The sequence below is a fragment of the Frankia sp. CeTa3Moorea genome (assembly GCF_978021225.1).
Window position 1 is genome coordinate 5,593 of sequence record NZ_CDXDOR010000110.1, and the last position, 10,495, is coordinate 16,087.

The 10,495-nt window shown below is 70.2% G+C and carries 18 protein-coding genes; 6 read left to right on the plus strand and 12 right to left on the minus strand.

Translation table 11 applies throughout. From position 1 onward, the window contains the following. On the plus strand, positions 1–734 hold a 734-nt coding region (locus AC08OV_RS17505; RefSeq protein WP_476619961.1), incomplete at its 5' end, for a hemerythrin domain-containing protein. A gap of 13 nt (positions 735–747) precedes the next feature. On the opposite strand, the gene AC08OV_RS17510 is transcribed toward AC08OV_RS17505, so the two are convergent. Next, positions 748–2,160, minus strand: a complete 1,413-nt coding sequence (locus AC08OV_RS17510; RefSeq protein WP_476619965.1) for an MFS transporter — start codon at positions 2,158–2,160, stop codon at positions 748–750. Between the two features lie 76 nt (positions 2,161–2,236). On the opposite strand from AC08OV_RS17510, the gene AC08OV_RS17515 reads away from it, so the two are divergent. Beyond that, positions 2,237–2,923: an ArsR/SmtB family transcription factor gene (locus tag AC08OV_RS17515; RefSeq protein WP_476614424.1), complete on the plus strand. Its 687-nt coding sequence runs from the start codon at positions 2,237–2,239 to the stop codon at positions 2,921–2,923. On the opposite strand, the gene AC08OV_RS17520 is transcribed toward AC08OV_RS17515, so the two are convergent. The 6 genes from AC08OV_RS17520 to AC08OV_RS17545 form a co-directional block, all read right to left on the minus strand. Further along, positions 2,807–3,946: an IS110 family transposase gene (locus AC08OV_RS17520; protein WP_476619962.1), complete on the minus strand. Its 1,140-nt coding sequence runs from the start codon at positions 3,944–3,946 to the stop codon at positions 2,807–2,809. The genes AC08OV_RS17515 and AC08OV_RS17520 overlap by 117 nt on opposite strands. Further along, the gene (locus AC08OV_RS17525; protein WP_476614422.1) at positions 3,943–4,068 is read right to left on the minus strand and encodes a hypothetical protein; all 126 of its coding nucleotides are present in this window, start codon (positions 4,066–4,068) and stop codon (positions 3,943–3,945) included. Before AC08OV_RS17525 ends, AC08OV_RS17520 begins: the two co-directional genes overlap by 4 nt. After that, on the minus strand, positions 4,050–4,286 hold the full coding sequence (locus AC08OV_RS17530) for a hypothetical protein (RefSeq protein ID WP_476614421.1): 237 nt from the start codon (positions 4,284–4,286) through the stop codon (positions 4,050–4,052). Before AC08OV_RS17530 ends, AC08OV_RS17525 begins: the two co-directional genes overlap by 19 nt. 402 nt (positions 4,287–4,688) lie before the next feature. After that, entirely contained in the window at positions 4,689–5,015 is a 327-nt protein-coding gene (locus AC08OV_RS17535; protein WP_476614420.1) for a helix-turn-helix domain-containing protein, read from the minus strand. After that, on the minus strand, positions 5,012–5,374 hold the full coding sequence (locus AC08OV_RS17540; protein WP_476614419.1) for a type II toxin-antitoxin system RelE/ParE family toxin: 363 nt from the start codon (positions 5,372–5,374) through the stop codon (positions 5,012–5,014). Before AC08OV_RS17540 ends, AC08OV_RS17535 begins: the two co-directional genes overlap by 4 nt. 522 nt (positions 5,375–5,896) lie before the next feature. Further along, positions 5,897–6,202, minus strand: a complete 306-nt coding sequence (locus tag AC08OV_RS17545; RefSeq protein ID WP_476614418.1) for a hypothetical protein — start codon at positions 6,200–6,202, stop codon at positions 5,897–5,899. 87 nt (positions 6,203–6,289) lie between these two features. On the opposite strand from AC08OV_RS17545, the gene AC08OV_RS17550 reads away from it, so the two are divergent. Beyond that, positions 6,290–6,655 (plus strand): hypothetical protein, encoded by a 366-nt coding sequence (locus tag AC08OV_RS17550; protein WP_476614417.1) that lies wholly within the window; start codon positions 6,290–6,292, stop codon positions 6,653–6,655. Between the two features lie 115 nt (positions 6,656–6,770). Here AC08OV_RS17550 and AC08OV_RS17555 read toward each other — a convergent pair whose 3' ends face one another. The 5 genes from AC08OV_RS17555 to rpmB are packed head-to-tail and all read right to left on the minus strand — an operon-like array spanning position 6,771 to position 8,488. Next, a complete protein-coding gene (locus AC08OV_RS17555; protein WP_476614416.1) occupies positions 6,771–7,460 on the minus strand; it encodes a class I SAM-dependent methyltransferase in 690 nt (229 codons plus the stop codon). Beyond that, positions 7,457–7,702 carry a 30S ribosomal protein S18 gene (gene rpsR, locus AC08OV_RS17560; protein ID WP_476614415.1) on the minus strand — a complete coding sequence of 82 codons (246 nt, stop codon included), beginning with the start codon at positions 7,700–7,702 and terminating at the stop codon, positions 7,457–7,459. Before rpsR ends, AC08OV_RS17555 begins: the two co-directional genes overlap by 4 nt. A 35-nt stretch (positions 7,703–7,737) precedes the next feature. Next, entirely contained in the window at positions 7,738–8,043 is a 306-nt protein-coding gene (gene rpsN, locus AC08OV_RS17565; protein WP_476614414.1) for a 30S ribosomal protein S14, read from the minus strand. Positions 8,044–8,087: 44 nt separating this feature from the next. Then, positions 8,088–8,252: a 50S ribosomal protein L33 gene (rpmG, locus tag AC08OV_RS17570; RefSeq protein ID WP_368954577.1), complete on the minus strand. Its 165-nt coding sequence runs from the start codon at positions 8,250–8,252 to the stop codon at positions 8,088–8,090. Continuing rightward, the gene (rpmB, locus tag AC08OV_RS17575; RefSeq protein ID WP_476614413.1) at positions 8,252–8,488 is read right to left on the minus strand and encodes a 50S ribosomal protein L28; all 237 of its coding nucleotides are present in this window, start codon (positions 8,486–8,488) and stop codon (positions 8,252–8,254) included. Before rpmB ends, rpmG begins: the two co-directional genes overlap by 1 nt. A 405-nt stretch (positions 8,489–8,893) precedes the next feature. Here rpmB and AC08OV_RS17580 point away from each other — a divergent pair, with 405 nt between their 5' ends. The 3 genes from AC08OV_RS17580 to AC08OV_RS17590 all read left to right on the plus strand — a co-directional run. Then, on the plus strand, positions 8,894–9,736 hold the full coding sequence (locus tag AC08OV_RS17580) for a class I SAM-dependent methyltransferase (protein ID WP_476614412.1): 843 nt from the start codon (positions 8,894–8,896) through the stop codon (positions 9,734–9,736). Positions 9,737–9,778: 42 nt separating this feature from the next. Continuing rightward, positions 9,779–10,285, plus strand: coding sequence for an ATP-binding cassette domain-containing protein (locus AC08OV_RS17585; protein ID WP_476619963.1), 507 nt, complete (start codon positions 9,779–9,781; stop codon positions 10,283–10,285). After that, the coding region (locus AC08OV_RS17590) for a metal ABC transporter permease (protein ID WP_476614410.1) at positions 10,282–10,495 on the plus strand (214 nt) is incomplete at its 3' end. The genes AC08OV_RS17585 and AC08OV_RS17590, both read left to right, overlap by 4 nt.

Genomic DNA, 10,495 nt, shown 5'->3' on the forward strand with positions numbered 1-10,495 from the left:
GTCGGGGGGTGGTCGTGCTGGGGTGGGATTGGTCGGGTGTGCCGCGGCGGCGGCTGTTGGGGGCGGCGGCGCTGCTGGCCGGAGGCGCGCCGGCGCTGACCACCGCCGCGCCGCGGACACCTTCGGCGGCGCCATCTGCTGCCGATGAGGTGCCGGTTACTCCGCCGGAGGACCTGATGCGCGAGCACGGGGTACTCAAGCGGATTCTGCTGATCTACCGGGAGGCGATTCGACGTCTGGAGGTGGGTGAGCCGCCGCCGGTCCAGGCGTTGGCGGCCAGCGCGCAGATCGTTCGCACCTTCGTGGAGGACTACCACGAGCAGGTGGAGGAGCGGTATGTCTTTCCCTCTCTGGAGCAAGCCGGCCGTCTGTCCGAGACGACCGCCGTGCTGCGTGTCCAGCATCGCCGGGGCCGGGTCCTGACCGATCGGATCCAGACCGCCGTTCGCGCATCGGGGACGCCCGATGCCGCGCACCGTCGCGCCCTTATGGACGCGATGGCCGCGTTCGTCCGCATGTACGAGCCGCACGAGGCCCGTGAGGACACCGTCGTGTTCCCGGCGTTTCGTCAGGTTGTTGTGCCGCGTGAGTTCGCCCGGCTCGGCGAGGTCTTCGAGGACGAGGAGCATCGACGTTTCGGACCGGACGGCTTCGCCGACGTCGTCGCCCAGGTCGCCGCGGCCGAAAAGAAGCTCGGCATCTACGAGCTGTCCCAGTTCACCCCGCGCGGATAGCCCGCCATCACGGTCACCGTGACCGGTCGTCTGCCCCGGGGCAGCTCACCGGAGCAGGAGAAGGGAGGCAAAGATGCCGGACGTCGTCAGGGCGCTCAAGGCGGACGGGCCGGCGGAGACGATTCTGATCCGGCTGCTCGTCGGCGCGGTGTTTGTGTCCGAGGGCATCCAGAAGTTCCTGTTCCCGGACAAGCTCGGCCCGGGCCGCTTCGACAAGATCGGTATTCCGGCGCCCGGGTTCTTCGCCTATGTCGATGCTCCTCGGCCTGCTCTTCCTCCTGATCGGCGGACCGGGACGGTATTCCCTCGACGCCCTGCTCGCTCGCCACCTCACCGGCCGCCGTCCAGCCTCGCCGTGAGGCGTTTCGGTGTCCGGTAGCCGCGGACCAGCCGGGCTGCGCTGACTGGTCCGCGGGGCGGTGGCGGACCGGGTCAGCGGGCGGGCGATGGGGGCAATGCGGTGTCGGGTAGCAGGGTGGCGATGAGGACATGGACGTCGGTGCGGCTGGGCAGCGGGGGTATGCGTCTCATACATCCGGACGGCGACTACGAGGCCGGACGCCGCGGTGAGGGCGGTGACGGTCCAGATCGCGGCGGGGATGCCGGCGAGGTCGGCGATCGCTCCGGCGAGCAGCGCCCCGATGGCGAAGCCGCTGTCGCGCCAGAGGCGGTAGACGCCGACGGCGCGGGCGCGCCAGGCGGGGTGGGCGACGTCGCCGACGGCGGCCAGCAGGGTGGGGTAGACCATGGCGGTGCCGGCGCCGAGCAGGACGGCGGCCACCGCCCAGACGGTGAGGCTATGTCCGGCGGCGACCACGGCAAGTGCGCAGGCTTGGATGCCCATGCCCGCGATGATGAGTCGTTTACGGCCGATGCGGTCCGACAGCGCGCCGGTGGCGAGTTGCCCGACTCCCCAGACGGCGGGGTAGATGGCGGCGAGGATGCCGATGCGGGTCAGTGACAGCCCGGCGGTGGTGAACAGGATGGGGAACAGGCCCCAGGCGAGGCCGTCGTTGAGGTTGTTGACCATTCCGGCCTGGCTGACCGCGGACAGCGCAGGTTCGGTGAAGCTGGTCTGGGTGAAGATCCGCCGGGGGGTGAGCCCGCCGTGGAGGTGGTCGTGCATCCCGTCCGGGCGGGCACGGTGGCCGGCGGCTTCAGCGCGGGCGTGCCCCCGGGTCTCGCGGACGGCGAGGGTGGACAGGCCCAGGCCGAGGGCAGCGTAGACGATCCCGACCAGGAACGGGGCGGGGCGCAGCCCGTGGTGGGCTGCCAGGTAGCCGGTGGCCAGGGCGGTAACCGCGACGGCGAGGTAACCGGCGGCCTCGTTGAATCCCATCGCCAGCCCGCGCCGCGCCGGCCCGACCAGATCGATCTTCATGATGACGGTCGTGGACCAGGTCAGCCCCTGGCTTACCCCGAGCAGCTCCGCGGCAGCATGCCGCCACCCCGGTTATACAGTAATCCAGAGATTGCTGGAATATAGTCCGTGGGAGTCCGCTGTGGGTGATCGGGACCGCAAAGCCGCGCTCTACGAGCAGTTCGCCCGGGTGGGTAAGGCACTGGCCAGCGGCAAGCGGCTGGAGCTACTCGACCTGCTCGCCCAGGGCGAACGCAGCGTCGACGCCCTCGCCCGCGCCGCCGGCCTCGGCCTGACCACCGCTTCAGCGCACCTTCAGACGCTGCGCCAAGCGGGCCTGGTCACCACCCGCCGTGACGGCACCCGCATCCACTACTCACTGGCCGGCGACGACGTCGCCGCCCTCTACACCCACCTGCGCTCGGTCGCCCACGCCCACCTCGCCGACGTGGACGCGGCCCGCATCGCCTACCTCGGCGTGACGGGCGCGGCCGACGGCGGCGAACCGGTACAGGAGGTCACCCGCGACGACCTGCTCGAACAGGTACGCACAGGCCGGACCGTCGTCCTCGACGTCCGCCCGACCGAGGAGTACATCCAGGGCCACATTCCCGGCGCGCTGGGCATCCCGCTGGAGGAGCTGACCGACCGGCTCGACGAGATCCCCGCCGACGCGACGATCGTGGCCTACTGCCGTGGCGCGTACTGCGTGCTAGCCCACGACGCCGTCCGCCTCCTGCACGCCCAGAGACGCACCGCGGCACGCTTGGCCGACGGCATGCTGGAATGGCGCCTCGCCGGCCTCCCCGTCCAAACGGCCGCAGCATAGAACCCGGCGACGTCGGATCATCCAGCACCTGCGCTCCAGCGCGACTCGCCGCACTCTGAAAGCGGGAGGGAGCGCGGCGTGGGGACCGATTCGGGCCGTCCCGTCCGCTCGCTCCGGGAGGTGACAGTGATGATGTACTGGCACGACGGCTATGGAATGAGCGGCTGGGGCTGGTTTGCGATGTCCCTGGGCATGCTGCTGTTCTGGGCTGTGCTCATCATCGGGGCGGTGCTGGTGGTACGGGCGCTGACCCACGCCGGCGATCGCGGCCGTCCCCCGATGTGGCCACCCGCCGCGCCTCCGGCCGCCGGTGGGCACGGCGGGCATGCGCACGGCCCGGCCGCCGACGCCGACCGCACCTGGCTGACGGCCGCGTTGGCGCTGATCACGGCGTACCTGGCCGGCGAGGACCGTCGCCGAGCGTTCCCCTGCGACGAGGGCGTCCAGGATCCGCCGGCCGCTGGCTCCGAACAGGTCCGACAGCACCGCCGAGACCTTCAGCAGGGCATCCTCGAGCACCTTTTCGACCCGGTTGCGGTGCCGGGAGGACTCGGTGACCAGCACTGCCCGTAGCCTGGTCAGCTGCCGCAGGTCCCGGACCGGCGCCGACGGCACGAACGACGGCCGCAGCATCCCCCGCTCGTTGAGCTTGCACAACCAGACCGCGTCGAGCTTGTCGGTCTTCGGCCGGCCCGGGACGTTCTTGACGTCCCGGGCGTTGACCAGCCACACCTGAAGGCCGGCGGCCTCCAGCAGGTAGAACCAGATCCGCCAGTAGTCCGAGGTGCTCCCCACGACGATCCGCTCGACCCCCTGACACCGCACTTCCGGGCAGTCTGCGGTGCAGGTTGTGGGCGACCTGGGTTTTCCCGACGGCGTTCGGACCATTGATCCAGATGAGGGTCGGCACCGGCCGAAGATATAGTCAGGTTCAGCCAGACCAGCATCGCCCACCACACACCACGACCGATGCCCGCGGTTGACGAACGGCCCCGGGGTCCGACCAGCCTGTGTGGCCCTCATCCGGTGGCGGTCTCCACGCACCGCCGCACGAACAGGCCGCCGATCCCCAAGACGTCGTCGAGCAGTCGCCGCACACGCTCGGTCTCGTCGGCGGTGCAGTCGATCAGGACCTTGACCTCCACGTCACGGCGCCGACGGCGCTGCCACGGAAGACGTCCATACCGCCGCCGTCCGCGGCCACGGTCGTGAACGGCGGCGCCTGGCCGGGGCCACGACATGGCGGACGGCGTCTGGACGTGACCGTCCCCCCTTCGTCCCCGTCCAGGCCGTCGGCGAACAGGTTGCCCTGTACGTTCTTGGTGATGACCCAGCGGCTGCCGGTGGCGACCGCGGATGTCATCCGAAGTCGCCGCTGCCCAGCACCTCGGCGAGGCGGAGGCGGTTCGCATGGCCGCAACGTGGCCGTCCAGGCGGGGCTCGAACCAGCTGTTGAGGTCCTGACCAGCACCGTTCCACAGCGCTGGATCTCAAGCGCTAGATCGCAAACCGCATTCGCCCAGGCCAGAGGCATGATCAAAAAATGCGTGGACCATGTGTACCAGCATCCGAACCGATTGATCTTGGTTGCAGGCCCTGAGATCACCATCCGCCCAGTCGCCACGCGGGCCCTGACCTCGGACGATGCCCATTGATCGCGTCGATCGGAACGCCGCCTACCGAATCGAACAGATGTTCCGCATACCTGGCGGTTCCGGTGCGTCTGCTGATGTAGTTGTGGGGGTGGCGGTCGGGTTGGCATCCTTCAGCCGATAACGAGCCGTTCCCCGCCGAAGTCCGCGATGATCTCCAGGTGGCCACCGAGTGCTTTGACGTAGGCGGCGAGAGTGCGCAGCTCGCTGGCATCGACGTTGGCCCGCTCGATGGCGGAGACGCGTTCCTGCCGGACGTGCATGCGGTCGGCGACCTCCGCCTGGGTTAGGCCCAGACGCCGGCGCATCTCGGCGAGCCGAGATGCGCGGTTCTCCGCCACGAGCCGCCCCGCCCCCGCCTCGACCTCACGGCGGTCGTGTTCGTCGGGGAAGAACTCGGCGAGGAACCCGTCCCTGTCGTACCCGTGGACGGTGCTCATACGTCACGCTCCTTGAGATAGAGGGCGTAGCGGGCTTCGGCCAGTGGGATCGCCCTTTCGTACCAGGCTGACCACTGGCCGGCCTTGTCTCCGGCAACGAGTAGCACCGCGCGGCGCGTGGGATCGAAGACGAACAGGATGCGGACCTCGCTGGCTCCGCTTGAAGCGGGCCTGAGCTCCTTGAGGTTGTGGAGTCGTGAGCCCTTGATCCGGTCAACGAGCGGCCGTCCCAGGCTGGGGCCTTCGTCGAGAAGAGCGGTCACAGCCTGACCGACGAGGATCGCGGTGCTTCGGTCTGTTCGACGTAGGTCATGCAGCCACGCCCGGACCTCGCTGACGATCTCCAAGCGATAGGTCACGGCATGTCCCCTTCGGGGCCTAGGGTCCAGTACCTAAGTGTACTGCTACCACGCCACCGTGCGAGCCAGTCACGTCACTCCAGCCGACGGCTGGCCGAGACTGTATCGACCCGCGGCGACCTCGCACGACTACACCAACGCCGGGCGGCCCCGGACCCCGAAGATACCCGGCACCGACAGTCACCGCCGGAGTAGTCCATCCGGGAGCCCCGGCATTGCGCGAACCGGCAACCCTCTGGCCGTTCTCCAGCACCCCGGCACCGGCCACCGGATCGGCACTATCGGCGGGGTCGGTGACCACGGCCCCGACCGCCCGCGCGATCCCGACGAACGCGCCATGCGCCGTGTGCCACGAGACACGGCCACCGCCACGACCCGCAATCTCGTCGAGGGAAATGCCGCCGCCGGCTGCCTGCGAGTCCCACCACAGGCCGAACCTGAAGGTCGGCGCCGCGCAGCGTGGCGTCCTCCAGTGACCGTGGTGGGCGGTATTTCACGCCGCTCGTCAGGACACACCAGGATTCACATGGGTGCGGCCTTCGCGCTGTAGTGACAGACGATCAGCAGGTCGTGCAGCTGGTCGAGCGCCCCGGCCACGTCGGCCGCCGCCATGGTCAGCCGCCACTGGGCCTGTTCCGCCGCCGCGCTGACCGGCACCGGCCCGACCACGCCCTGCTTGTGCACCAGGGGTGGCAGTGGCGACCCGTCGTCGAGCGCCACGTCCTCCTCCGCCGGCTTTGGCGTGCTCAGGCTTGGCAACGTCGTTGGCGTCCCGCCTGCCGTGGGCACCCCGAACACGTCCAGTGCCCACACGGCGGAACCAGCCACTCCACGCCATCACCGAATACTTACGGTCCATGTCGTAGAGGAGTAAGCATTCACCTGGTTTAGGGATCTTGCTGTAGGTGGCGGTTCGTGGGCGTGGCTGTGGGCCGTGCAGGCGGGGCCGGTGCGGATCTGTTGGCGTGGGTGAGCCAGTCCGCTCCGGTGCGTGCGATGGAACAGGGGCGCATGTTCGGCATTGATGACCTGGATCCGTCGGACCGATCGGTGCTGGCTCAGATGAAGTCGGTGGTGGACACGACGGCGCGGGATCCGGAGCGTTTTCTCGCGCAGATGCATGAGATTCATCTGCGTAACGCCGCGGCGTGGGCGAACGCGGCGGTGGGGGCGGATCTGGCTGCTCAGATCGATCCCGACTTCCGCTTCGGCGCCGACCTGGTTCCGGCCGCCGGCGCCGGGCTGGGTGTGGCTGCCGGTGCGCGGAGCGCGGCGGGCTGACCTCCGGGGCGGCTCCCCGGCCAACGGGGAGCCGCCCGGCCTGCAATCAGGACCTGGCTGGCAACCGCTTGCCGCCAGGCTGCTTTTAGGTGTGCGTCCCGGTCGCAGCGCGGGATCAGGCGCGGCTGAGAACGATGACGTTGTCCGCGACGGTTGCAGTCGTATGCCCATCCGGGCCGGCGGCGGTGCGGTGGCTCCGTTCGCAGCGCGCGGTGAGCCACTCGGCCGGGTCGAGGCCGAGGTCGTCGAGGGTCTCGCGGGGAGTGGGGAAGTCCGCGGGATCGAGCTGCTTCCAGGACCACGGTGCTGACGAAGCATGGTCGATGAGGGCGAGGTAGCCGCCCGGCGCGACCTGGGTGGCCGCCTGGCGCAGGACCTCGCGGCGGTCGATCTCGACCGGGCTGTGGAAGTAGCAGGCGTAGACCAGATCGAACGGCCCGGTTGGCCGGGTGCGGGTCAGGTCGTGTCGCTGCGCGTCGATCCGCTCCGCCAGGCCCTGGGCCGCGGCGGCCGCGGCGACTCGGCTCACTGCTGTGGCCGAGACGTCCGTGGCGGTGAGCCTCCAGCCCAGTGTCGCCAGCCACATGGCGTCGCCCCCGTGACCGCAGCCCAGATCCCAGGCACTCCCCGGCCTGAGCCCGAGGGTCTCCATGACGGAGACCAGTGCGACGTTCGGGCGTCGTGCTGGTCCCGGATCCTCGCCTCTCTGGTAAAGAGGCTGCCAGAACCGCTCACTCGGCGAGGCGTCGTCCATGGCCGCATGCTGGTCCTCGCCGTCGGGCGAGGACAGCGAGGCCGGGCTCATCGTGGCCGGATCGCGTAGGGGAGCAGGGCCATCTCGCGCGCGTTCTTGATCGCGCGAACGACCTCCCGATGCTGCTTGGGCGTCAGTCCGGTGATCCGGCGGTCTCGGATCTTCCCGCGGTCGGAGATGAACATGCGCAGCAGAGCGGTGTCCTTGTAGTCGACATAGGTGATGCCGCGCTCGATCAGGATGTTGGGCTTCTTGCGGGGGGTCTTCCCCGGGCGCCGTGGTCGGTTCGTCATTCTCGTGCCTCGTCAGGGTGGTAGCAGCTGGCGTGTTACCAGCTGGCCTTGCGGATACCGGGGAGCTCACCGGCATGCGCCATCTGCCGGAACCGGATCCTGGACAGGCCGAAGTCCCGCAGGTGGCCGCGTGGCCTGCCGTCGACCTGGTCGCGGTTGCGCAGCCGGGTCGCGCTGGCGTCGCGCGGCTGGCGGCGCAGCTCCGCGACGGCGGCGTCCCGCTCGGCCTGCGGTGTCGAGGGCCTGCGGATGATCTCTTTGAGCTCGGCGCGCCGTTCGGCGTGACGGGCGACGATCACCCGCCGCCTGTTGTCGGCGGCGATCTTGCTTGCCTTGGCCACTGTGATCCTCTGCTGGTCGGGTAGGGAGTCGAGGGCTGGTGCCGCTACCGCTCCTCGCGGAACAGCACGTGGCGCCGGATCCGGGGGTCGTACTTCATGAGCTGGAGCCGGTCCGGGTCGTTGCGGCGGTTCTTGGTCGTGATGTAGGTGAACCCGGTCCCCGCGGTGGACCGGAGCTTGATCTTCTGGCGGGCCTCGTTACGGGCCATCAGACCTTCACCCCCTGGGCACGCAGCCGGCGCACGATCGCCTCAATCCCAACCTTGTCGACCGTCTTGATGACCTTGGCGGACAGGGTCAGGGTCACCCGTCGGTTCTCGCTGGGCAGCCAGTAGGTCTTCTTCTGGATGTTGGGGTTCCAGCGGCGCCGGGTGCGGACATGCGAGTGGCTCACCCGCATGCCGAACCCTGGCTTGCGCCCCGTCACCTGGCAGTGCGCCGACATATGCGTTCTCCTGGTCTGCGGAGGGTCGGGGGCTGGTAGGGCCGGCGCTCGAACGGGCCTGTCGCGCGCAGCAGGACCGTCAACTCGCTCCGGCTGATCTGGTGCTGCCCGACAGGTCTCCTGCGCTCCTTCATCGACCCGCCCGCTGCTGGTAGTGGAGTGGTGTGGTGTGGTGGCTTGTAATGAAAACGGTTTTCATCTTGCCTAAGAGCTTGCCGCGATGTCCAGCGGCGACCGGGGGTCATCCCGTGTGTCGGCCCGGAGGTGGGGTCGGTTCGAGCGGGTGTGGGCCGGCGGCGGCGACTTCGGGTGGCGGCATCGCGAGCCTGCCCGGGGGTATGGGGTGCCGGCCCGTCCGTGGGCGCTATCGTAATGAAAATCGTTGCCAACATTGATGGAGGCGTGGTGCGGCACACGGACGAAGGGCCGGACCGCTCCGATCGGACGAGCGCGGACGCTTCCGGCGGCATCGCTCTCGGCACTGTCGCCGAGACCCTGCTCATTCCGCTGTACGGCCGGGCGGAGCTCACGCGGCGCGGTGAGCGCCTGGTGGCCGACCCGAGGGCGGTCGAGCTCGTGGCGGCGATCGACTACGACTTCGCCCGGTTCGAGGGGCTGCCCAGCCTGGTCGGCGCCGCTTGGCGGACCGCGGTGTTCGACCACTGGGTCGAGGCGTGGCTCGATCGCCACCCCGCTGGGACGGTGGTGGAGGTCGGAGTTGGACTCAACACTCGCTACGAGCGGGTCGCGGCCGGTCGGGGCCGCTGGATCGAGCTGGACCTGCCGGACGCGATGGCGTTGCGCCGGCGATACTTCGCCGACGATGAGCACCGCCGGTCCGTCGCCGCCTCCGTGCTCGACGGCGACTGGCTTGACCTCGCCGTGGCGACCGGGCCGGGGCCCTGGCTGTTCGTCGCCGAGGCGGTGCTGGTGTTCCTCGGCGCCGACGAGGTGCACGGTGTCCTCGACCGGATCGCCCGCCGGTTGCCCGGCAGCACCGTCCTCTTCGACAGCTGGGGCGCCTGGATGCGGGAGCACCAGGAGGAGCACGACGCGATGAGCAAGGTCTCCGCCCGGGTGCGGTGGTTCTGCGACGAGCCCGCGGACCTCGCCGGCCCGGTGCCCGGCCTTGAGCTGGTGGAGTCGGTGATCCTGACCGAGGCTCCGCGGGTCGTCCTCGAACGGCTGCCGGCGGACGTGGCCGCGACGCTGCCCGCGATGAGCGCGGATCCGCAGGTCCGCTCCTAAGCGGGCGGCACCACGCTGGGAGCTGCCGTCTCCGTCCGCCAGGTGGTGGCGACCGGGCGGCTCTCGGCGCGGCGCTGGTGGCGCCGGCCGGACGCGGCCGACCAGACGGCGGTCGACGCGGCCCTGGCCCGGCTGGACCTGGGCCCCCTCGCGGACCGGCCGGTGGGAGAGCTGTCCGGCGGGCAGGCGCAGCGGGTCCTGCTGGCCCGCGCCCTGGCGCAGGAACCGGATGTCCTCCTGCTGGATGAGCCCTGTGAAGGACTGGACAGCGCGAGCGAGCAGGCCCTCCTGGCCGCGCTCGGTGAGCTGGCGGCGGCGGGGATCGCCGTCTGCTGTGCGCTACACCAGCTGCGCCTGGCGCGCGAGGTGTTCGACCGCGCGGTGATCATCGACCGAACAGTGCTCGCCGACGGGCCGGCCCGCGAGGTGCTGCCCGCCGACCGGAGCCCGGCCGCCGATGCGGGCCTGGTGGGCGGTGCGGGTCCGGTGGCCGGTGCGGGCCCACTCGACGGCGAGGATCTGCTCGCCATCCCGGGATGGCTGTCGTGAGCGGGGCGTTCACCTTTGGCTGGCTGATCGAGCCGTTCGACTACCCGTTCATGCGCCGTGCCCTGGTCGCCACCCTCGCGGTCGGGGTCGCGGCGCCGGTCGCGGGGGTCTGGGCCACCCAGCGAAGGCTCGTGTACCTGACCGACGCGATGAGCCATGCCATCCTCGCCGGAGTCGCCGGCGCCGCGCTGCTCGGCACCTCCCTGCTGG

What these genes read in the sequence shown, in the direction of transcription:
- AC08OV_RS17520 (WP_476619962.1), bottom strand. Translation starts at nt 3,946, where the DNA reads ATGAGGGCCACACAGGCTGGTCGGACCCCGGGGCCGTTCGTCAACCGC.
- AC08OV_RS17530 (WP_476614421.1), bottom strand. Translation starts at nt 4,286, where the DNA reads ATGACATCCGCGGTCGCCACCGGCAGCCGCTGGGTCATCACCAAGAAC.
- AC08OV_RS17535 (WP_476614420.1), bottom strand. Translation starts at nt 5,015, where the DNA reads ATGAGCACCGTCCACGGGTACGACAGGGACGGGTTCCTCGCCGAGTTC.
- AC08OV_RS17555 (WP_476614416.1), bottom strand. Translation starts at nt 7,460, where the DNA reads ATGAGCCCGGCCTCGCTGTCCTCGCCCGACGGCGAGGACCAGCATGCG.
- rpsR (WP_476614415.1), bottom strand. Translation starts at nt 7,702, where the DNA reads ATGACGAACCGACCACGGCGCCCGGGGAAGACCCCCCGCAAGAAGCCC.
- rpmG (WP_368954577.1), bottom strand. Translation starts at nt 8,252, where the DNA reads ATGGCCCGTAACGAGGCCCGCCAGAAGATCAAGCTCCGGTCCACCGCG.
- rpmB (WP_476614413.1), bottom strand. Translation starts at nt 8,488, where the DNA reads ATGTCGGCGCACTGCCAGGTGACGGGGCGCAAGCCAGGGTTCGGCATG.